Origin of the sequence: Advenella sp. EE-W14, assembly GCF_012923605.1 — a bacterium.
Classification (GTDB): domain Bacteria; phylum Pseudomonadota; class Gammaproteobacteria; order Burkholderiales; family Burkholderiaceae_B; genus Advenella; species Advenella alkanexedens.
The window spans coordinates 78,111-99,408 of record NZ_JAAVNG010000013.1 but is presented as its reverse complement, the minus strand read 5'-3'; the positions used below and the strand labels follow the sequence as shown (position 1 = coordinate 99,408).

At 50.5% G+C, this 21,298-nt stretch carries 16 protein-coding genes and 2 tRNA genes; 15 read left to right on the top strand and 3 right to left on the bottom strand.

From position 1 onward, the window contains the following. Positions 1-88: 88 nt before the first annotated feature. On the top strand, positions 89-2,836 hold the full coding sequence (secA, locus tag HCX92_RS12865) for a preprotein translocase subunit SecA (RefSeq protein WP_169295356.1): 2,748 nt from the start codon (positions 89-91) through the stop codon (positions 2,834-2,836). 110 nt (positions 2,837-2,946) lie between these two features. Here the strand turns inward: secA and mgtE are convergent, their stop codons facing one another. Together mgtE and HCX92_RS12855 are read right to left on the bottom strand one after the other, a co-directional pair. Continuing rightward, positions 2,947-4,437 carry a magnesium transporter gene (gene mgtE / locus HCX92_RS12860; protein ID WP_248290059.1) on the bottom strand — a complete coding sequence of 497 codons (1,491 nt, stop codon included), beginning with the start codon at positions 4,435-4,437 and terminating at the stop codon, positions 2,947-2,949. Between the two features lie 2 nt (positions 4,438-4,439). Further along, entirely contained in the window at positions 4,440-5,309 is an 870-nt protein-coding gene (locus tag HCX92_RS12855; protein ID WP_169295355.1) for an inositol monophosphatase family protein, read from the bottom strand. Positions 5,310-5,417: 108 nt separating this feature from the next. On the opposite strand from HCX92_RS12855, the gene mnmC reads away from it, so the two are divergent. The 8 genes from mnmC to HCX92_RS12815 all read left to right on the top strand — a co-directional run bounded on the left by mnmC (position 5,418) and on the right by HCX92_RS12815 (position 13,472). Beyond that, the gene (gene mnmC, locus HCX92_RS12850; RefSeq protein ID WP_169295354.1) at positions 5,418-7,307 is read left to right on the top strand and encodes an FAD-dependent 5-carboxymethylaminomethyl-2-thiouridine(34) oxidoreductase MnmC; all 1,890 of its coding nucleotides are present in this window, start codon (positions 5,418-5,420) and stop codon (positions 7,305-7,307) included. A gap of 237 nt (positions 7,308-7,544) precedes the next feature. Continuing rightward, on the top strand, positions 7,545-9,677 hold the full coding sequence (locus HCX92_RS12845; protein WP_169295387.1) for a glycoside hydrolase family 31 protein: 2,133 nt from the start codon (positions 7,545-7,547) through the stop codon (positions 9,675-9,677). Position 9,678: 1 nt separating this feature from the next. Continuing rightward, complete coding sequence (locus HCX92_RS12840) at positions 9,679-10,554, top strand: polysaccharide deacetylase family protein (RefSeq protein ID WP_169295353.1); 876 nt, start codon at positions 9,679-9,681, stop codon at positions 10,552-10,554. 127 nt (positions 10,555-10,681) lie between these two features. Further along, the gene (locus HCX92_RS12835; protein WP_169295352.1) at positions 10,682-11,749 is read left to right on the top strand and encodes a methionine ABC transporter ATP-binding protein; all 1,068 of its coding nucleotides are present in this window, start codon (positions 10,682-10,684) and stop codon (positions 11,747-11,749) included. Continuing rightward, positions 11,730-12,383: a methionine ABC transporter permease gene (locus tag HCX92_RS12830; protein WP_169295351.1), complete on the top strand. Its 654-nt coding sequence runs from the start codon at positions 11,730-11,732 to the stop codon at positions 12,381-12,383. Before HCX92_RS12835 ends, HCX92_RS12830 begins: the two co-directional genes overlap by 20 nt. A gap of 16 nt (positions 12,384-12,399) precedes the next feature. Continuing rightward, the gene (locus tag HCX92_RS12825) at positions 12,400-13,194 is read left to right on the top strand and encodes a MetQ/NlpA family ABC transporter substrate-binding protein (protein ID WP_169295350.1); all 795 of its coding nucleotides are present in this window, start codon (positions 12,400-12,402) and stop codon (positions 13,192-13,194) included. 53 nt (positions 13,195-13,247) lie between these two features. Next, positions 13,248-13,323, top strand: a tRNA-Lys gene (locus HCX92_RS12820). Between the two features lie 73 nt (positions 13,324-13,396). Then, positions 13,397-13,472 (top strand) — tRNA-Lys (locus HCX92_RS12815). A gap of 66 nt (positions 13,473-13,538) precedes the next feature. On the opposite strand, the gene HCX92_RS12810 is transcribed toward HCX92_RS12815, so the two are convergent. Beyond that, entirely contained in the window at positions 13,539-14,246 is a 708-nt protein-coding gene (locus HCX92_RS12810) for a TetR/AcrR family transcriptional regulator (protein ID WP_169295349.1), read from the bottom strand. A 367-nt stretch (positions 14,247-14,613) separates the two neighbouring features. On the opposite strand from HCX92_RS12810, the gene HCX92_RS12805 reads away from it, so the two are divergent. From HCX92_RS12805 to HCX92_RS12780, 6 genes are all read left to right on the top strand, one after another. Then, positions 14,614-16,167 carry an ABC transporter substrate-binding protein gene (locus tag HCX92_RS12805; RefSeq protein ID WP_211182399.1) on the top strand — a complete coding sequence of 518 codons (1,554 nt, stop codon included), beginning with the start codon at positions 14,614-14,616 and terminating at the stop codon, positions 16,165-16,167. Between the two features lie 84 nt (positions 16,168-16,251). Beyond that, entirely contained in the window at positions 16,252-17,205 is a 954-nt protein-coding gene (locus HCX92_RS12800) for an ABC transporter permease (RefSeq protein WP_169295348.1), read from the top strand. An 11-nt stretch (positions 17,206-17,216) separates the two neighbouring features. Further along, complete coding sequence (locus HCX92_RS12795) at positions 17,217-18,155, top strand: ABC transporter permease (RefSeq protein ID WP_248290058.1); 939 nt, start codon at positions 17,217-17,219, stop codon at positions 18,153-18,155. 10 nt (positions 18,156-18,165) lie between these two features. Further along, positions 18,166-19,194 (top strand): ABC transporter ATP-binding protein, encoded by a 1,029-nt coding sequence (locus HCX92_RS12790; RefSeq protein WP_169295347.1) that lies wholly within the window; start codon positions 18,166-18,168, stop codon positions 19,192-19,194. Between the two features lie 47 nt (positions 19,195-19,241). After that, on the top strand, positions 19,242-20,231 hold the full coding sequence (locus tag HCX92_RS12785; protein ID WP_169295346.1) for an ABC transporter ATP-binding protein: 990 nt from the start codon (positions 19,242-19,244) through the stop codon (positions 20,229-20,231). Between the two features lie 2 nt (positions 20,232-20,233). Further along, entirely contained in the window at positions 20,234-21,292 is a 1,059-nt protein-coding gene (locus tag HCX92_RS12780; protein WP_217735374.1) for an AbrB family transcriptional regulator, read from the top strand. Positions 21,293-21,298 lie beyond the last annotated feature (6 nt).

Below are 21,298 nucleotides of genomic sequence, written 5' to 3'. Positions count from 1 at the left end.
GGCTTAGAGTAAAAATTTTGACTAACCACATTGGACCGGTTTGGCGGGCAGCGCCTGCGAAAATCCAAGCTTATATTGCAAAATAAGAATGATTTCTATACTTAAAAAACTAGTTGGCAGCCGTAACGACCGCATACTCAAACAGTATCGCAAAATAGTGGCAAAAATCAATGCGCTGGAAAAAACAGTCTCGGCGCTTTCCGATGAAGAACTTTCAGCCAAAACACCTGAATTTCGTGCCCGTCTCGAAAAGGGAGAAAGTCTGAATGACTTGCTTCCCGAGGCCTTTGCCGTTACCCGCGAGGCATCTCGCCGGATTTTGGGCATGCGTCACTTTGATGTGCAGCTGTTGGGGGGTATTGCCCTGCATAACGGTAAAATCGCGGAAATGCGTACCGGTGAGGGTAAAACCCTCATGAGTACTTTGCCCGTTTACCTGAATGCCTTAAGTGGCAAAGGTGTGCATGTGGTAACGGTTAATGATTACCTGGCCCGTCGTGACGCGCAGTTGAACGGTCGCCTGTACAACTTCCTGGGCATGAGTGTAGGGGTGGTGGTTCCCCAGCAGGACAACCAGGAAAAAATTGCCGCTTACCGTGCTGATATCACTTATGGCACCAATAATGAATTTGGCTTCGATTACCTGCGTGACAACATGGAATACCGTGTCGAGGACCGTCGTCAGCGTGGCCTTAATTATGCGATCGTCGATGAGGTCGACTCGATCCTGATTGATGAGGCCCGTACCCCATTGATTATTTCGGGTCAGGCTGAAGACAATACCGAATTGTATGTTCGCATGAATGGTATTCCTGCCTTGCTTACGCGCATGAACGAAGAGCCCAAGCCGCAGGAACCCGAGCCCGAAGGCGATTTCTGGGTAGATGAAAAATCCCAGCAAATTTACCTGTCTGAAGCCGGTCATGAAAAAGCCGAGCAGCTTTTGCGTCAGGCCGGCATTTTGCCCGAAGGCGAGTCTTTGTATGATCCACGCAACATCACTTTAATGCATCATTTGATGGTGGCTTTGCGGGCCCATAATCTGTTCTTCAAAGACCAGCATTATGTGGTGCAAAACAACGAAGTGATTATTGTCGATGAATTCACCGGACGATTCATGGCGGGCCGTCGCTGGTCCGATGGTTTGCACCAGGCAGTTGAGGCCAAGGAAGGTGTACAAATCCAGAATGAGAATCAGACACTGGCTTCCATTACCTTCCAGAATTATTTCCGCATGTATGAAAAACTGGCGGGCATGACCGGCACGGCCGATACCGAAGCCTATGAGTTCCAGGAAATTTACGGTCTTGAAACCGTTATTATTCCTACCAACCTGCCCATGATCCGGATCGACCAGAACGACCAGATCTTCAAAAATGACCAGGAAAAATTCGCCGCGATCATTAAAGATATCCGTGATTGTCATGAGCGTGGCCAGCCTGTTCTGGTGGGTACCACCAGTATCGAAAATTCGGAGCTTTTGTCTGAGCTGCTGAAAAAAGAAAAACTGCCTCATGAAGTGCTTAATGCCAAACAGCATGCCCGTGAGGCGGAAATCGTGGCCGAGGCGGGAAAACCCGGGCGCATTACGATCGCCACCAATATGGCCGGTCGTGGTACCGACATCGTATTGGGCGGCAGCATAGAAAAAGCCATCAATCAGGTTCGTGCCGATGATTCTCTCACGGCCGCCCAGAAAGAAGAAAAAATCGCCAGCATCCGCGAAGCCTGGAAACCGCTTAATGAGCAGGTCAAGGCTGCGGGCGGATTGCGTATTATCGGTACCGAACGCCATGAGTCACGCCGGATCGACAACCAGCTGCGTGGTCGTGCCGGTCGTCAGGGCGACCCCGGTTCTTCCCGTTTTTATCTTTCCCTTGATGATTCGCTCATGCGTATTTTCGCCGGTGAGCGGGTGCGTGCCATCATGGAGCGCCTGGGTACCGACGGTGAGCCTATCGAGGCCAAAATGGTTTCCCGCTCTATCGAGTCGGCACAGCGCAAGGTGGAAAGCCGCAACTTCGATATTCGCAAGCAACTGCTTCAGTACGATGACGTTTCCAACGATCAGCGCAAGGTCTTGTATGGCCAGCGTAACGAGGTGCTTGAGGAGGCCTCCATTTCGGATATGGTTGCCGAATTGCGCAGTGCTGCAGTGAATGATCTGGTGCGCACGTATGTGCCCGAAGACTCCATGGAAGAGCAATGGGATATTCCTGCGCTGGAAACCGCGCTTGCCGCCGAGCTGCAAATAGAGGTGCCTTTGACGGCCATGATTCAGGCGGATGACAGTATTGGTGAGGAAGAAATCCTGGCGGCCATCCAGGAGGCAGCCAAGAATGCCTATGAGGCCAAGGTTGCACTGGTTGGGCAGGAACAGTGGTCTTCGTTTGAGCGTTCCATCCTGTTGCAAACCATTGATGCACACTGGCGTGAGCATCTGGCATCACTGGATCACCTGCGTCAGGGCATCCATTTGCGCGGATATGCACAAAAAGATCCTAAACAGGAATACAAGAAAGAAGCCTTCCAGTTGTTTGCCGGTATGCTTGAGCGTATCCGCAATGATACGATTAAGGTGTTAATGACTGTCCAGATCCGCTCTCCCGAACAGGTCCAGCAAGCCGGGGAAGAGGCAGCCAAGCCGCACGTGCAGAACGTAAGGCTTCATCATTCTGATTTCGACGAAGCATTGGGTGCTGAAGTCAATGAAAATGGTGATGTCTCTGCAGGTGGTATTATTGTTAAAAACATGATGGCCAATGTCGGACGCAATGATCCGTGTCCATGTGGTAGTGGCAAGAAATATAAACATTGCCATGGCCAACTGAAATAAAACGTTTGTGAAGGAAAAGAGGCTGAATACCGGATTCAACGGTATTCAGCCTCTTTTATGGTTAATTTGTGCTGGTTTTGCTTGATCCCAAGCTCTGCGTAGGATCAAGCTTACAGCAGGAAGATGCTGGCAAGTCCCAGAAAAATGAAAAATCCTAAAGAGTCGGTTGCGAAGGTAAGCATGACAGATGAGCCCATGGCCGGGTCTTTGCCAAATTTATCGCGAACAATAGGGATCAGGACACCCAGTACGGCACCAATGAGCATATTGCTAACCATGGCTGCAGCCATGACCAGGGCGATTTTGAGTGAGCCGGAAAAAGCCCAGGCAAAACCTGCGGCAACTATGCTGCCAAGAAATCCAACTAAAAATGTAACGATACATTCCCTTTGAAGCAGAGATCGGAAATTTTTTGAGGTAATGCGCCCTACCGCAAGGGCACGGATGACCAGGGTCATTGTCTGATTGCCCGAGTTGCCGCCAATGCCAGCAACAATCGACATCAGGAAAGCCAGAATAACAATATGACTGACGGTGTCCTCAAACTGTGAAGCAATGACTGAGGCCGTTGAGGCCGTACATAAATTGATCAATAGCCAGGGTGCGCGGTTTTTGAGGGCCTTGACTGCCGGTGCGAAAATATCTTCTTCATGCAGACCGGCACGGGACAAGTCCTGCTCTTGTGAGTCTTCACGAATGACATCCACGACTTCGGCAATGGTTACCCGGCCAATCAGCCGGTTTTGCTTGTCAATAACCGGGGCGGAAACCAGATCATAACGCTCGAAAGCTAATGCGGCTTCAGAGTCTTCTTCATTTGGCTTGAGGGAAAGGTAGTCGGTTTTCATGACTTTTTTCACCTCGGTCTCTGGATCATTAACCAGTAATTGAGAGAGGCTCAGGACGCCCTGGATACGATCCTGGCGGTCTACCACAAAAATCTGGTCGGTATGGTCGGGAAGTTCTTCAAGCCGCCTTAAGTAGCGTAAAACAACCTCAAGGCTGACATCTTCCCGTACCCGTACCATGTCGAAATCCATCATGGCACCTACAGTGCCTTCAGGGTAACCCATGGCCTCAAGAAGTTGGGCCCTTTCTTCATTAGTCAGGCCTTTCTGGACTTCGGCAACAATATCGGCAGGAAGGTCGGGAGCCAGGTCGGCCAGCTCATCAGCGTCAAGATCCTCGGTGGCAGCCAGAAGATCTTCGCGGTTCATGGAGGCAATCAGATCTTCACGAACCCAATCGGCAACCTCAAGCAGAATATCGCCGTCATATTTTGCATTAACCAGGCCCCATATAAGTCGACGCTGTTCAGACGGTAATGACTCAAGAATAAAGGCAATGTCTGCCGGATGCATTTGGTTGAGCAAGTGTTCAAGCTCGACCTCATGCTGGCGCTTTAGTAGCCCTTCAACAATAGGGGCTTGTTCGTCGCCTTCTTCCTGTCGGCGGACCAGGTTTTCTACTACTTCATGTTTTTTCAGCAGTTCCTGAATCCTTTCCAGTGCCAGTTGCGCATCTTCGGTATCCAGTCTTCTGGGTACCATGATGGCAACGGCTTCGGGCGCTTTGCTTTCTTCTTTTATGTCATTATTCATGCTTATTCTTTTTTAATGGTGGGGGCAGTCAGGTGTGGCTTGAGCATGGCCATGAGTTCGGGGAAAACCTGTTTGTTGGCGGCGGCAACATAACCTTTAACAGGCCAGGGATCAATGCCGTACATGTCTTCGGCCTGCCCGCCCGCTTCGCGCACGAGAAGGGTGCCTGCGGCAACGTCCCAGGGAGCCAGACCCATTTCCCAGTAGGCATCAAACCGGCCACAGGCAACCCAGGCCAGATCAAGAGCTGCTGCGCCCAGGCGGCGTATGCCGCGAGTCGTATGCAGGGCAGCATCAAAGGTGGGCATGTATTGATCGGCAAAAGAAAAATCCCGGAACGGTACGCCTGTACCAAGAATGGAGTCTGACAGTGATTGTGAGGTCGAGCAGTAAATCCGCTCGCCATTCAGTCGGGCGCCTTCCTGATAAATGGCGGTGAACAGTTCTTCCCGGCAGGGGTCGTATACCACCGAGACAACCGGTGTGTCACGGCTCAGGGGCTCGGTATCGGCTTGCAGTTGGGTGCCAGCATGGGCAATTAATCCCAGTGACACAGCGTAATGCGGAATGCCGTGCAGAAAATTCGTGGTGCCATCAAGCGGATCGATATACCAGGTGGCTGTGCCGGTGGGTTTGCCGCCGGTCTCTTCAGCCACAATACCAAACTCTGGTGTTAGTTTGGTCAGTTGCTCCAGAATTGCGGCCTCGGCTTCGCGGTCTGCCTGGGAAACCAGGTCGTTGCGCGATTTGTGATCAATAACCAGATCAGATCTGTTATGGGCATATGCCTGTAAAATTGACGCGGCGGCATGTGCTGCGGTAATGCCGGCTTCCAATGCTCTGCTAAAATCCAAATAATTCTTTGTTAACATCGTAAATCGCCCATTCAGTCCTTATAAACAGGAATTATACACAGGAGTGACTCCTGGGTCCCTGGCTCCTGATACTTAAATTTTTGATTTGCCCGAACGCTTTCTTTCATGTCTTTCACGTATCCTGTTTTATATCCTGCCAGCTTGGTCGCACAAGCCAATGGCTTCATGTTGTCCAATACAGATAACGCTGTTGCGGTCACGGCAGAAAGTTTTTCCGAGCTTGACGCATGGTATGCAACTTTCGTGTCATCCTGTTTGCAATGGCAGGGCAAGGCACGTTATACCATTGCCCTGAATGGTACGCGTTTTGCCATGCATCTGCTCTTGCTGCGTCAATACTGGAAGAAAAGTCCATCACCCTGCCAGCGTTTGCATCTGGTGGTGTTTGAAGAGAAGCCGCTTTCCCGTGAGGATTTCGTGATAATGGGGGCGTGTCTTTTTCCCGGGCATGTTCAGGCACAGGTCAACGAGTTGGCCAGTCAATGGCCCTGTGTGTTGCCAGGTATGCATCGCATTGATCTTGAGCAGGGCAATCTGACCATCACGCTGGCGTATGGCGAAAAACGGCGGATGTTGAAAAATATTCATGCCTCCATTGATGCCTATATCCTGGCTGACAGTTGTAGTCCTGCCGTGCTTGCACAAGAAAGCTATGGGGATTGGTTGCGTTATGCCTCGCCACAGGTTTGTGTGATAAGTCGTGTGCAGGATGAAAGTCTCTTGAGGCAGGCCCTGAAAATCGAAGGTCTGGTCGCAGGAGAAACCCGCATGGGTGACGAGGGAAAGTATCTGGCCCTGCTGGCGCGTTCAGGCAGGCCAATGCCGGTTTACCGGGCTGATCGGGACAGAACGGCATTGGTGATCGGGGGTGGGCTTGCCGGTTCAGGGGTGGCGCATGCCTTGGCACTTCGTGGCTGGCAGGTCAAGGTTTTTGATCCGGCTTTTGCGCATGCCAAGTCGGCTGGGCAGCAAGGGCATATTGCCGCTGCCCTGACACCCATGCTGTCCATTGATGACAACTTCCGTTCACGTTTAAGTCGGGCCGGTGCTTTACGGGCGCATGCCCGATGGCGGGATTTTCCGGAATCGGCCATTCCTGCCCGCTGTGGCACGCTTGAGTTAAGCCGCAATAAAGGCCATGCCAAGGATCTGATCGAGGCCGTCAAAGCCATGCAGTTTCCCGAAGAATGGGTTCGTAATGTGGATGGTGCCGGGGCCTCGGCGTTGGCGGGTATGCCCATCGATAGGGCGGGCGCCTATTTTTCCGCCGGAATGCTGGTGAATCCGGAAGGCCTTATACGAATCTTGCTGGACAGTGAGGCGATTGAATGCGTGGCCGCCAGGGTTGCGTTTTTACTGTGTAATGAGCAAGCCGGGCAGTGGGAGTTGCTGGGCGCCGATGGTACTGTACAGGCTTGTGGGCATACGGTGATTGTTGCCTGTGGTTTGCAAACGCTGTCCATCATGCAGGAAAGCGGACTGATGCAGCAAACCCGCCGCTCGGGAGCGGTCGTGCCGGCCATGCCCAAGCTGAATACGCTTCATCCAATGGGGGGAGAGGTCATGCATGTGCCTGCCGGGCTTGTGAAGGGCGGGCCTCGTTGCATTATTGGTGGCGAGGGGTATTTCCTGCCTGCCGTCAACAATCTTTGTGTTATGGGTAGTACGTATAGGCATAATCAATATGCACCTTGCACAAGTCAACAAGGACAGCAAGCCATTTTAGCCAAAATGCCGGTGGCGCTTTCTGCCGATCTTGCAAAAGCGGTCCAGAACAATGAAATTGGTGGCTGGGCGGGCATGCGGGCTGTTTTGCAGGGGCGTTTGCCGGTGATCGGCCAACTGGATCATGCCGAAGGCGTGTGGATTGCTGCCGCCTATGCCTCTCACGGTCTGACGTGGTCCAGTTTGGCCGGAGATGTGATCGGTGCCCGGCTGGAAGGCGAACCGGTTCCGCTTGAGCGTGATTTGCTGAAAGCGATTTCACCGCGCTAGTTTTGAAATGTTTTCTGTATTTGCCGCTTTAAAAGGTGAAATTGGCGATATATAAGGTGAATTTTCTGCTAAATCCGTGTTTTGATTTTAATTTTGCTATAAATGAGTCAAAATAATACATTTTATAGTGTGGCCGTTTTTGCGCCACACTAAGCGCAATACTTAAAAAGAACTTACGTGATCCAGCTTGATAATCTAGAATTTGTATCCGCACATTCAGCACATGCCGTTTTTGAAATGGATTCGGGCCTGACTCTTCGCATAGAGGCACACGCACCGGGTGTATTTCGTTTGCGCTGTGGTCCAGCCTCCAAGCTGGACGATGAAAAACTGAATGCGCGTGCCAGGGCTCGTCAGGAGTTATTGTTGGCCAGGCCCGAGGCAATTGGTGAAATGAGCACCGAGTCTCTCATACAGGAAAGTGGTTGGCGTTTTGTGCAGGGTGACATTACGCTGCAAATGCATGCCCGGCCATTCCGGCTCGCCCTGTTTCGCAATGAGCAGCTGTTATTAAGTACCGATAGTCAATTCGTTAGTCCTTTTGTGGCTGAAGTCCGAAATGACCAGCCAGAAAGCTGGGGCCTCATGTTGGGGCTGCCTGACAATACACCGGTTTATGGCCTGGGTGAAACCACTGGCGATTTCAATCGTCGTGGTGAGGAAGTCGTTTCCGATTTGCCCGGTTTCAACTATTTGCCCTTGGCCTGGAGCCCTCAAGGTTGGGGCATTTATGTCAATGCCCTGGGCCGGGTCTTGCATGCCCCAGGTACACCGGACGAGCCGGATACCTACCAGCTGTTTGTGGAAGATAGTGTCTTCGACCTCTTTTTATTTGCCAGTGAGCCCGCTGAGATATTCAATCAATATTCCGCGCTCACCGGTCGTGCGGGTCAACCGCCGCTGTGGGCCATGGGGGCCTGGTTAGTCCAGCAAAAGGGCCAGGACATTAATGAAATAAGTAATCTGGCCAAAGCACTGCGTGAGCAGGGTCTGCCGCTGGATGTCCTAAGACTTGGCAACCCATCCCTGATCCAGTTTCAACAGGACAAGCAGGCGCTTGAATGGGATGTATCACGTCTTGACGATGCAAGGCGTTATTTTGCCCAGTTGGCCGAAGATCAATGGTATGCCAGTGTAACGACTTTTCCGGGTGTATTGTCCAATACGCCTTTGTTCGCCGACCTTGAAGATCGTGGCTGGCTGCTTTGCAATGAAGAAGGGCTGGCGCAGGTTTTTGACGGTGTCCCGGCCACAGACGGGCAGCCGTTTGGCCTGCTGGATTTAACCTATAAAGACGCTTTCCTTTTCTGGCAAGAGCGACACGCGCAGCTCATTGAGGAGGGCGCCAGTGCCATTGAGTGCAAACTGCCCGTGGAGCTGCCCGATTCGGTCAGTGCCCGCAACGGAGAGTCGGGCCCGCTTTTGCGTACGCTTTATCCGCTGTTACTGAAAAAAGCCTTGTTTGAGGCCGTCTCACGTAACAAGATACCGGCAGAAGGGGTAGTGTTGAATGACAGTCTTGGCCTGGGTTCGCAGCGTACGCCCTGGAAGCAATTGGAATGCCCCGGCAATGACTGGGATGCCATGAGTCAGGTTTTACGCAGTGCCCTGTCGGTTCAGGCCAGCGGTATTGTGACGCAGGTGCATGATCTTGGTAATCCGAATCATTTGTCAGGCCCTGTTGATCCTGAATGGTACTTGCGTTATTTGGGGCTGTCGGTGTTTTCTGCCGGTTTCTCCTTGCATGCAAACCCGGCACTGTTGCCAACGGCTTTCGATGAAAATACGCAGTCGCACATCAAAACCCTGCTTGAATTGCGTTACCGGCTTATTCCTTATGTGTTGGGTATTATAGAAGACTCGGTCAGAACGGGTTTACCGGTTCAGCGCATGATGCCGCTGGCTTTTCCTAATGATGCCAGGGCGCTAGAGTTTGATACCCAGTTCATGTTTGGTCCTGCCTTGTTGGTGGCGCCCATACTGGAACCGGGTGGGCAGGTGGTGGTTTATTTGCCTGAAGGCGAAGCCTGGTGGGATCTGAATACCCGCTGGCGTTATGAGGGCGGTCAATCCATCAGCCTTGAATGTCCCCTTGATTCCGTACCTGTTTTTGGGCGTGAAGGACATATGTTGTGCCTGGGGCCCGTACTTAAACACTTGGGCGAATTCAATACGGCCAGAATCCTGGATGAGGTCTGGATGTTTGGCATGCCATTACATAATCCGGTCGTGATGCGTAATAAAATACGTGTCATGCAAATGCAAGGGTCCAGTTATATCAAAGGTCTTGAAGGTTTACGCATTTTGCAATCCGAGGGACTGGAAGTAAAGCGTCGCGGTGCCGAGGTACGCATCTCACGGGAGCGATAAGATGGGTTCGAAAAATGCCAGGTCTGTACCGGTCCTGATGTATCACCACGTGACACCGTCTTCCGGGCAAATTACCACGAGCCCCGAAAACTTTGATTCGCAAATGGCGGCCTTGGCCGCCAATGGTTATACCAGTCTTACGGCAGACCAGTTCGCCGGCTATCTCAACGGTGAGACGGTACCCGAAAAATCAGTTCTGATCACGTTTGATGATGGCTATCTGGACAACTATGTTTATGCACATCCGATTTTGCAAAAACATGGCATGCATGCCGTCATGTTCCTGGTTACCAATTGGGCTGGGCAGGGCGATCCGCGTCCTGTTTACGGTTCGGGTGATCCTTTGCCGGTTTGCCCTTCACACCATGAATGCAAGGCAATTGTTGCGGCGGGCAAGGCAAATGATATTGCCGTTCGCTGGTCAGAGGTCAGGGCCATGGAAGCGGCAGGGACATTTGAGGTTCATTGTCATACCCATACTCATACCCGCTGGGATCTGAACTGTGACAGAGCCGGCAAGTGTGCGGGTATTGCCAACGATTTGCAGTTATCAAGGGCAGCCTTGTTGCGGGAATTGAATAAAGATACACCGCATTTGTGCTGGCCACAGGGTTATTTTGATGATGACTATATTCAGGCGGCCGAGGCATTGGGTTTTAGTGTTTTTTATACGACCGATGCCTATGGCTTTAATGTTGTCGGCGGTGATCCCAAATATGTTTACCGGATAGCCGTCCGAAATAAACCCGGTGCCTGGTTAATGCACAGAATCGGTATTGCCAAAAATCCTTACTGGGGGCCTTTGTATAATCGCTGGAAAAAATTCCGCAAGCAGCAACGCAGAGCCAGGGAACTGAGGCGAGCCAACAAGGCATAGGCTTTATTTCCTGCATTGCCGGTTTAAAAAAGATTTAAGAAAAGCAAGTCTCTTATTTCCAAAAGAAATAAGGGGCTTACTATAATTTTGTTTGCTGAAACTGGCAGACAGATCACAATACCACATCATGATTCATATTAAAGATTTAAGAAAAACATACAAAACCCCGAAAGGGGGGGTTGAAGCCATCAAAAAAATAGACCTTAAAATAGAAAAAGGTGAGATTTTTGGCATTATTGGTCCCAGTGGGGCGGGTAAAAGTACACTGGTGCAATGTATCAACTTATTGGAAAGGCCCGATTCTGGTTCCATTACCCTTAATGGTCAGGTGTTGACCGGTTTGTCTGAAATCGAGTTGCGTGCGCAACGACGACGGATTGGCATGGTTTTTCAAAGCTTCAATTTATTGTCGCGCCGTACTGTTTTCAATAATGTGGCCTTGCCACTTGAAATTGCCGGTGTCAACAAGGCAGACATCAAAACCCGGGTGGATGAGCTGTTGGCCCTGGTGGGATTGTCACATTTAAGCGACCGTTATCCTGCCCAGATCAGCGGCGGACAAAAGCAGCGTGTGGGGATCGCCCGTGCGTTGGCTTGCCATCCGGATGTCCTGTTAAGTGATGAGGCCACCTCGGCCCTGGACCCTGAAACAACGGCCAATATTCTGGACTTGTTGCGTGATATCAACCGCAAGACAGGTATTACGATTGTTATGATCACACACCAGATGGAAGTGGTTAAGCAAATTTGTGACCGGGTGGCGGTGTTAAGTCATGGGGCAGTGGTGGAAGTGGGAGATACGGCTGATGTATTTGCCAATCCACGGCATGACGTTACCCGGGCCATGGTGTCTGCGGCAACCGAATCCACCTTGTCGGAAGATTCTTTCGAAATTCATGTGGCACGCCTGAAAAAATGGGTGAACGAACATCCCGGGCAGGATGCCGCCATCTGGGAATTGCATTTGCACGATGCCCAGGTGTCTGGTGGACTGTTTTCAGGAGCGGCCCGGTATGAGGGTGTCAGTCTGTCCCTGTTGCAGGCCAAAGTGGAGGACATTAAGGGGGTCGCCGTTGGTAAATTATATGTGCAGGTACAGGGTAGCGCGCAAGCCATCCTGAAGGCACGACAGGCCTTGGGCAATGAGGGTGGTGTACAAATACAGGAGGTGGTGTATGAATCCGCAAATGGTTAATTTATTGATTGATGCTACTTTGGAAACCCTGCTCATGGTGGGGGTCTCGGGACTTGCCGCACTCTTTCTGGGCGTGCCCCTTGGGGTTGCCCTGATCGTGACCGACAAAGGTGGTCTGTTGCAGAATCTGGCGGTTAACCGTGTCCTGGGGGCAATCATTAATGCAACCCGGTCGGTGCCTTTTATTATTTTGATGGTGGCGATCATTCCGTTTACCCGCTTTATTGCCGGGACATCGATTGGCACCACGGCGGCTATTGTACCCCTGGCTATTGCTGCCATTCCATTCATGGCCCGGGTTGCCGAAACGGCCATGAGGGAAGTTGACCGTGGCCTGATCACGGCTGCCAAGGCGATGGGGGCATCTCCCATGCAAATTATTGTGAAGGTTTTATTGCCTGAAGCTTTGCCCGGCTTGATTTCCGCGATGGTGATCACGCTGGTCAGTCTGATCGGGTATTCGGCCATGGCCGGTGCCATTGGCGGGGGCGGCCTTGGTGATCTTGGTATCCGGTATGGCTACCAGCGATTCTTGCCCGAGGTCATGCTGATTGTAGTGGTAGTGCTGATTGTTATGGTTCAGTTGATTCAAAGTGTGGGTGACTGGATTTCCCGACGTTTGTCACATAAATAATCCTAAAGGATTCGAAATGAAGAAAACATTTGTTAGTCATATCCTGGCCCTTGCCTTGGGTGCCGGTTTTATCTCTGCCTCATATGCGGCAGACAAAACGCTGAAAGTGGGTGTTACAGCCGGCCCTCATGCACAAATCATGGAAGTGGTTAAAGAGGAAGCAGCCAAAAAAGGGTACAACATTGAAATTATCGAGTTTTCCGATTATGTTCAGCCCAATGTAGCCCTGGCGGCAGGCGATCTGGATGCCAACAGTTACCAGCACCTGCCTTACCTTGAAAATGCCAATGCCGATCGCAATTACGGCATCGTGAGCATGGCAAAAACCGTCATTTTCCCCATTGGTATTTACAGTAAAAAGATTAAGGATTTAAGTGAGGTGAAGGAAGGCGCGCGTTTTGCCCTGCCCAATGATCCCACCAATGGTGGCCGTGCCCTGTTATTGCTGGAAAAGCAGGGCTTGATCAAGCTTGATCCGAAAGCAGGTATTAAGGCAACCCCTATTGACGTGCTTGAAAATCCCAAGAAACTGCGTTTCATCGAATTGGATGCGGCCCAGTTGCCCCGTTCACTGGACGATGTGGATTTCGCCGCTGTGAACACCAATTTTGCGATTGAAGCAGGCCTGACCCCCAAGAAAGATGCAATTGTCTTGGAAGATGGCAATTCTCCCTATGCCAATATTATTGCCGTACGTGAGAAAGATCTTGATCGTGCAGACTTGAAAGAGTTCGTGCAGATTTACCAGTCACAACCGGTTAAAGATTTTGTTGTGAAAAAGTACCAAGACTCTATTTTGGTGGCGTGGTAATAAAAAAAATATTGACAGCCTGAGTCATATCAGTCATAATTTCATTCTTTCAGGGGCTGGTAGCTCAGTTGGTAGAGCAGCGGACTTTTAATCCGTTGGTCCCGGGTTCGAGTCCCGGCCAGCCCACCACCTGAAATTTAAAGCACGTAATTTGTAGTACATATTATTAGCCGCTTTTTATATCCAAGCGGCTTTTTTATTCGGGCTGGTAGCTCAGTTGGTAGAGCAGCGGACTTTTAATCCGTTGGTCCCGGGTTCGAGTCCCGGCCAGCCCACCAGGAATTGCATAAAAATGCCTTACATATTTTAAATGTAAGGCATTTTTTTTGCCTGCTATTTGCTAACTAATTATGTTGGGAAGCGGGGTGGTTTCCGGTTGTGGGGGCGGCTATTCCACCAAGTATGTTGGCGGTAATTGTTTGAATAATGGCCTCCTCGTTCTCAAAGTCTATCCAGGAAGTTTTCGGGCTTAACATTTTCAGGCGGGTGGATCCCGGTTCGATATTGGCCAATAGGTGGATCAAGGCGCCTCTGGCAAACTCATAGCGCCAGACAACCTCGCTGGCACTCAGGTGTGGCAGGGTTCTGTGAAGTTCATTAATAATCAGCTTGGCATATTGATGAAAGTGCTCATACACGAATTTGGCGTAGGGACTTAAAGGATTGGTTTGCAAGTATTGCTCAACACGGATAAAAAGGCGGCTCTTGTCCATGCCTTTCTCCGATTCGACCAGCGGTCTGATGATGGCGTCCAGAATAACGGGTAATGGAATGGGCGTTGTCTGAAAGCGTTCTTTTGCTTGCAGGATCATTTCTTTTCTTGAAATATTGGTGGGTTCCAGAATAGCCAGCAAGGCTTCACAAACAAGTCCTTCCTTGGAGCCAAAATAATAATTAATCGAGGCGACATTAACGTTGCTGCTTTCGGCGATATCCCTGACGGTAACGGTTTCCGGTCCTTTGGATGCCAGTAATATTTTGGCGCTTTCTAAAATCCGCTCTTTGGCGTTTTGGTTGCCGCCTGTGTTATGGGTTTTTAATTCCAGTTTCATTCTTACTCTCCATTTAATTAAAACAATTGTTTAAATATTTTTGGTATTTTAACATTGAAATTTGAAAAAAGCACCATGGTGGTGATTTTTAGTGCACCAAAATAAAACGCCTTGCACCACTATGAGTTGAAAATATTCTTTAAAAACAACAAACTGTAAATTAATTTGGAATATTAACTTTATTATTGACCGAATTATTTCCCGGGAATAGAATTAAACACATGTTTAGATTTTTGTGTTTTTTTCAGGTATTACCTGTCAGCTAAATGATGAGGTAATTTTTTCAGGAGGACTTATGATTCGTCCGTTTTCTAATAGAGCTATTCGTTATAAATCCATGGTTTCAGTGTTGATATCCGTTGGATTTATGATGTCACCAGGTTTATCTCATGCAGAGTCTATTTTGCGCGTTGCGACAACCATGGCTGATATTCCGCTAACAACCGGACAGCCCAGTCAAGGGGCAGAGGGACAGCGCTTTATTGGCAATACCTTGTATGATGGTTTGGTGGGATGGGACCTGAGTAAGGCTGACAAGCCTGCTGTCCTGGTGCCCGGACTGGCGACAGAGTGGTCAGTTGATGATGACACGAAAACCCGCTGGACATTTAAACTGCGTGATGGTGTCAAGTTTCATGACGGATCTGATTTCACCGCGCAGGCAGTTGTGTGGAACCTGGACAAGTTGTTGAACACATCGTCACCACAATTTGATCAGACCCAGGCTGCCCAAGCGGCAACTTATATAGCACCCATCAAGGCATATAAAGTCATTGATGATAAAACGGTTGAAATTGAAACTAAAGAGCCTGATGCCGTATTACCGTATTTACTTTCGCAAGTCTATATGTCCAGTCCTGCTCGTTGGAACGAGGTAGGTGGAAGCTGGGCGGAATTTGCCAAGAAGCCATCAGGTACCGGTCCATGGATGCTTGAAAAACTGGTTCCCCGCGAACGGGCTGAACTGGTTAAAAACCCCAATTATTGGAATGAAGCGCGTATTCCCAAATCAGACCGGCTTGTCATGTTCACCATGCCGGATCCAACGACACGGGTTGCCGCTTTGTTGTCCGGCAAGGTTGACTGGGTGGAAGCACCGCCTCCCGATACGGTGCCTCGTCTTGAAAAACAGGGCATGAAGATCGTGAAAAACATTTATCCGCATGTTTGGCCTTACCAGCTGAGTCATTTGGATAATTCTCCCTTCGCCGATATTAATGTTCGAAAAGCGGCCAATCTGGCGATTGATCGGGAAGGATTGTCGGGTTTTCTGGGTGGGTTGGCCCAGCCCGCTACAGGTATGGTTTATGAAGGCCATCCATGGTATGGCAATCCGACGTTCAAGATCAAGTATGACCCCGAGGAAGCCAAACGATTGCTTGCCGCTTCGGGTTATGGCCCCAAGAATCCGGTCAAGGTAAAAGTGGCCATTTCTACCGCAGGATCCGGTCAGATGCAGCCTTTGCCGATGAATGAATTCATTCAGGCCAACTGGAAGGATGTGGGTATTGATGCCGAGTTTGAGGTGATGGAGTGGGAGTCTTTGCGCGCGCACCGTCGTGCGGGAGCCGCCGCCAAGGAAAATGAAGGCATACATACCATTAACAATAGCTGGGGATTCTGGGATCCGGATATTGCTTTATTGAATACATCCTGGTCTGCCAAACCCCCTCCAGGTGGCTATAACTGGGGTCTGTTCCAAAGGGCTAATACGGATGAATTGGCCGCAAAAGCCAAGGCCGAGTTTGATCCCGCCAAGCAGGATGAGTTGCTTGCCAAGTTGCATGCTGCCATCGTTGACGAAGCGATGTGGGTCTGGGTTGTTCATGACTTGAACCCTCGGGCGCTCTCGCCCAAGGTGAAAGGTTTTGTACAGGCACAAAGCTGGTTCCAGGACTTGAGCCCGGTCTACGTTGAGTAAGTTTGTGACAGATTTTTCCGGGGGAGATAACCCTACCCCGGAAAACCTGATTTTGAATTCGGATTTTCAAAAAAGAGGTGAGGTATGTGGCGCTATCTACTGAGTCGTTTGTTTTATTTCGTGCCTATAGCAATTGGTGTTTCCCTGGTTTGTTTCGCCTTGGTGCATGTTGCTCCGGGTGATCCTATTGATGCCATTTTGCCTGACAACGCCACACCGGAACTGGTTGAACAGGTCAAGGCGGAGTATGGCTTTGATAAACCATTGCCAATGCAATATTTGATTTGGGTCGGCAATGTCATGACAGGAGATTTTGGCCGTTCCATCACCACGAATCGTCCTGTGCTTCAAGAGCTGGTACCCGCCATGTTCAATTCTCTGGTGCTGGCGGTGGTTGCCATCTTTCTGGCCATGATTGCCGGTACCTTGCTGGGCTGGATTGCCGGCAAAACCCAAAATCGTTTGCTTGACCGGTTTGTAAGCAGTATTGCGATTACCGGTGTTTCAGTGCCCCATTACTGGCTCGGCATGGTACTGATTATTTTCTTTTCCGTTGAGCTTGGCTGGTTACCTTCAGTGGGGATGGGATCGGGCGGATCTACAGAGTTCAATTTCAGTATGGACAGCTTTGCTCACATGATTCTTCCCGTGATTACGTTAACGGTTATTCCTACCGGCATTATCGCCCGTTCTGTCAGGGCAGCGGTTTCCGAGGTTTATCAGAAAGAGTTCGTACAGGCATTGTATGCCAAAGGCCTGAATCAGCGCCGCATCGTTCTGCATGTAGCCAAAAATGTGGCGCCCGTCGTGATGTCGATTATGGGCTTGCAGTTTGCGCAGTTAATGGGGGGATCCATTCTGGTTGAGACGGTGTTTTCATGGCCGGGAACTGGATTCTTGCTCAATTCGGCCATTTTCACCAGGGATCTTCCTGTTCTGCAAGGAACGATACTGGTGCTGTCCATGTTTTTTGTAGTGGTTAATCTGCTGGTCGATCTGCTTCAGATGTCAGTAGACCCTCGTGTTAAACGTAAATGAGAGGAGTGGTAATGATGAGCCAATCTATTCCATTGAATTCTGTCGCCGAACCGGTGAGCAGCAGTTCGACGATTGCCAGTCCCAAGGTACCACGCAGTCCCAAGAAAGTATCGCGCAGTTTCTGGGTGTCCACCCTGCGTCGCCTGAAACGGGATCCGGTGGCAATGATCTGTGCCTTCATCCTGCTCGTATTGGTGGCACTTGCCATATTTGCGCCCTGGTTGGGACTGGATGATCCCAACAAGATGAATATCGTAAAAAGGCTTAAACCAATCGGTACGCCAGGGCATTTGCTGGGAACCGATGAGCTGGGCAGGGACATGCTTTCCCGGCTCATCTATGGTGCCCGTCTTTCCCTGTTTACGGGTTTTGCTCCCGTCGTGATTGCAACGTTGATTGGTGGAATGTTGGGCATAGTTGCGGGCTTCGCTGGCGGACGCGTGAATATGATCATCATGCGCACGGTAGATGTTTTCTATGCATTCCCCTCTGTGCTGCTTGCTGTGGCTATTTCAACCATCATGGGGGCCGGTATTCTGAACAGTCTGGTTGCGCTGACATTGGTGTTCATTCCTTCCATCGCCAGGGTATCTGAAAGTGTGACTACGCAGATCCGCAATCAGGATTTTGTCGAGGCGGCAAGAGCGACTGGAGCACGTGGCTGGATGATCATGCGTCACCATGTATTGAATAACGTGACCGGGCCGGTCCTGATTTATGCATCAAGCCTGATCAGCGTCAGCATTGTGATGGCCTCCGGTTTGAGTTTCCTGGGGTTGGGTGTGAGTCCGCCCGATGCGGAATGGGGCTTAATGCTCAATACGCTCAGGTCTTCAATTTATGTAGCACCGATGCAGGCCATTCTTCCCGGCATCATGATTTTCGTGACGTCAATGTGTTTCAACTTGTTGAGTGACGGTTTACGTAGCGCAATGGATGTCAAGGCATAAGGAATTAACCATGAATACGACGCTGGATTATGAATATTTGGTTGACAAGGATGATCGTGGCGGGCCCGCCCAGCCATTGCTGATTGTCAATGAGTTGAAGAAATACTTTCCGATCGGTGGTCGCACGGAGTCGGGTGAGCCACAAGTTATTCATGCTGTTGATGGTGTGAGTTTCAAGGTGGCCAAAGGTGAGACGCTCGGTATCGTTGGCGAGTCCGGTTGCGGCAAATCCACGACAGCCCGCTTGCTGATGCATCTGATGAACCCGGATGACGGCGAAGTGATCTTTGATGGTGAAGAGGTTGGGGCACCCAGCGGGATCAGTGTCCGGGAAATGCGCAAGCATGTACAAATGGTTTTTCAGGACAGCTATGCATCCCTGAATCCGCGCTTGACCATTCGGGACAGTATCGCTTTTGGTCCACAGGTCATGGGTGTATCTGCCGCAGAAGCCAAAAAAAGAGCCAGTTCAGTGCTCAAACTGGTGGGGCTGGCACCTGAAATGTTTGCCGAACGGTATCCCCATGAGCTATCAGGCGGACAGCGCCAGCGCGTCAATATTGCACGGGCATTGGCCATGGGACCACGGCTGCTCATATTGGACGAGTCTGTGTCTGCGCTGGATAAATCCGTGGAGGCACAGGTACTGAATCTGTTGCAGTCATTGAAAGAAACGCTTGGCCTGACTTATCTGTTCATTTCCCATGATTTGAATGTCATTCAGTTTTTAAGTGACCGGGTCATGGTGATGTATTTGGGGCAGGTGGTGGAAGCGGGGCCGGTTGATGAGATTTATAACACGCCACGTCATCCCTATACGGCAGCCTTGTTGTCATCCAGGCCATCCATGGATCCCCAAAAACGGGTCGTGGATCCTCCGTTAAGCGGAGATCCACCCAATCCCATTAATCCGCCCAAAGGATGTCGATTCCGTGCACGTTGCAATAAGGCGCAATTGTTATGTGAGCATGTTTCACCTGTGTTGTCCGCAGAGTCCAGTACATCCGCTCACCAGGTGGCTTGTCACTTCCCTTTGTGATCAGTCGTTATTGAATAAACCGTATTAACAAAATTAAGGGGTATTACATGAGTCATCAGCCACTGGTAAAAGTGCAGGATTTGCACGTTAGATTTGTATCTCATGAAACCGATGTTTCTGTTGTAAACGGCGTATCTTTTGATTTGAAGGCAGGTGAAGTGCTGTGTCTGCTGGGTGAATCCGGTTCAGGCAAATCCGTCACCATGCGTTCCCTGATGCGCTTATTGCCACGATCAGCCCAATTGCAGGGCGAAGTCACGATTGACGGTATTGATGTTGTCAACCTGCCGGACGATCAACTGCATACGATCCGTGGCTCTGTTATTTCAATGATTTTTCAGGAGCCGTTGACGGCATTTGATCCCGTTTTTACGATCGGGCAGCAGATTTCTGAGGCCATTCAGATCAATTTTGGCGTTGATAAGGTAGAGGCCAGAAGCAGGGCACTTGAGCTGCTGGAACTGGTGCAAATTCCTTCCGCCGCCAGAAGGCTGGATGCGTATCCGCATGAGTTGTCCGGTGGTTTACGTCAGCGTGCGATGATTGCCCTGGCTTTATCGTGTCGGCCCAAGCTGTTGCTGGCCGATGAGCCTACTACCGCACTGGATGCGACCGTACAGATCCAGGTCTTGCTCTTGCTGCGTGAGTTGCAACAGAAAATGGGTATGGCAACCATTTTTGTAACCCACGACTTGGGCGTTGCCTGCGAGGTGGCTGACAAGATAGCTGTTATGTATGGTGGTCGTTTCGTGGAAACGGGTAGCGTCGAGGACGTCTTGCTTAACCCGCAACATCCTTACACCAAAGGGCTGATGCGCTCGACCGTTCATGGTGGAAAACGTGGGGAACTGCTCAAGCCTATCGAAGGCTCACCGCCGGACTTATCCGATTTGCCGCCCGGATGCAGTTTTGCACCCCGTTGCACGCAAGCGCAAGCAGCCTGTAGTGCGCGGATACCTGACATGGTTCAGGTAGGGTCACAGCATTTTTCCCGTTGTATCCATTCATCCCAAATGCTTGCTGAAGAAACGGTGTGAATATGATATCCCAGTCTCCTGTCCCTCTCATACTGGCTTATCCATTGGCCATTGTATCCGGTTATGTTTTTTATCGTGTTGGTGTGCCTTTGCCATGGATGGTGGGGTCCATTTTCTGTATCGCGGGATTATCCATTTTTGTCGGACCTGTGCGGGTTTGGTCCTGGGGGCGACGGTTGGGGCTGGGGATTGTCGGGACCTGTCTTGGGCTTTATTTTACGCCCAGCGCCCTTGAACGGCTATTGGATAACATGGGCTGGATTCTTTTGGCTGTTGTGATCAGTTATTTGTTTGCTGCAGCCGCATCTCTTTTGCTGGCAAAGATGGCCAAACTGGATCGAAGCACCGCTTTCCTGTCAAGCATACCGGGTGGTGCCGCAGAAATGAGCATGCTTGGACAGCGCTTTGGCGCCATCCCGGAAGTGATCGCTGTTTCGCAACTTTTGCGGATTGTGTTGCTGGTGTCGGTCTTGCCGTCCTTGTTGCTGGTTGATGGTTCGGTGGTCGTGAAATCTGCACATATTGTGACAGGCAAGGAATGGTTTGTTCTGGGCCTGCTGTTGTGCAGTTCGATTCTGGTTACTGCCTGGCTGGCAAGAATGGGCATGATGAATGCGTGGTTGCTCGTGCCCTTGGCCATTGGCATGGTGGTTTCTGTCTCCGGGCTTTATACATCGCCACCTCCCGGATTTCTGACGGCCGTGGCCCAGGTATTAATTGGCGTTCACATGGGGGCGATGTTCAGGCGAGACTCTTTGTTAATGGTTCGTCGGACACTGCCGAACTTGTTGCTCAATGTTTTTCTTATTACCGGTATGTGTGCATTGATCGGTGCCGCGATTGCTTTGGGTACCGGTACCACGGTTCCGACCATGATTCTGGCAACAGCGCCCGGTGGTATTGCCGACATGAGTCTTTCGGCCAAAACTCTGGGTCTGGATGTGCCCACAGTTGTGGGTTTTCATGTGGTGCGGGTCTTTGTCTTTCTTTCCATTACCCCTTATCTCTTCTTTTTTCTACAACGACTTGGGGTGCTTAAGCTAGTACCCTCAGGGCGATAACTTTGG

Coding starts and splice junctions, on each gene's coding strand:
- HCX92_RS12835 (WP_169295352.1), top strand. CDS start 10,682: ATGATTCATATTAAAGATTTAAGAAAAACATACAAAACCCCGAAAGGG.
- HCX92_RS12845 (WP_169295387.1), top strand. CDS start 7,545: ATGGATTCGGGCCTGACTCTTCGCATAGAGGCACACGCACCGGGTGTA.
- HCX92_RS12855 (WP_169295355.1), bottom strand. CDS start 5,309: ATGTTAACAAAGAATTATTTGGATTTTAGCAGAGCATTGGAAGCCGGC.
- mgtE (WP_248290059.1), bottom strand. CDS start 4,437: ATGAATAATGACATAAAAGAAGAAAGCAAAGCGCCCGAAGCCGTTGCC.
- HCX92_RS12795 (WP_248290058.1), top strand. CDS start 17,217: ATGATGAGCCAATCTATTCCATTGAATTCTGTCGCCGAACCGGTGAGC.
- mnmC (WP_169295354.1), top strand. CDS start 5,418: ATGTCTTTCACGTATCCTGTTTTATATCCTGCCAGCTTGGTCGCACAA.
- HCX92_RS12825 (WP_169295350.1), top strand. CDS start 12,400: ATGAAGAAAACATTTGTTAGTCATATCCTGGCCCTTGCCTTGGGTGCC.
- HCX92_RS12810 (WP_169295349.1), bottom strand. CDS start 14,246: ATGAAACTGGAATTAAAAACCCATAACACAGGCGGCAACCAAAACGCC.
- HCX92_RS12840 (WP_169295353.1), top strand. CDS start 9,679: ATGGGTTCGAAAAATGCCAGGTCTGTACCGGTCCTGATGTATCACCAC.
- HCX92_RS12780 (WP_217735374.1), top strand. CDS start 20,234: ATGATATCCCAGTCTCCTGTCCCTCTCATACTGGCTTATCCATTGGCC.
- HCX92_RS12800 (WP_169295348.1), top strand. CDS start 16,252: ATGTGGCGCTATCTACTGAGTCGTTTGTTTTATTTCGTGCCTATAGCA.
- HCX92_RS12805 (WP_211182399.1), top strand. CDS start 14,614: ATGATGTCACCAGGTTTATCTCATGCAGAGTCTATTTTGCGCGTTGCG.
- HCX92_RS12785 (WP_169295346.1), top strand. CDS start 19,242: ATGAGTCATCAGCCACTGGTAAAAGTGCAGGATTTGCACGTTAGATTT.
- HCX92_RS12830 (WP_169295351.1), top strand. CDS start 11,730: ATGAATCCGCAAATGGTTAATTTATTGATTGATGCTACTTTGGAAACC.
- HCX92_RS12790 (WP_169295347.1), top strand. CDS start 18,166: ATGAATACGACGCTGGATTATGAATATTTGGTTGACAAGGATGATCGT.
- secA (WP_169295356.1), top strand. CDS start 89: ATGATTTCTATACTTAAAAAACTAGTTGGCAGCCGTAACGACCGCATA.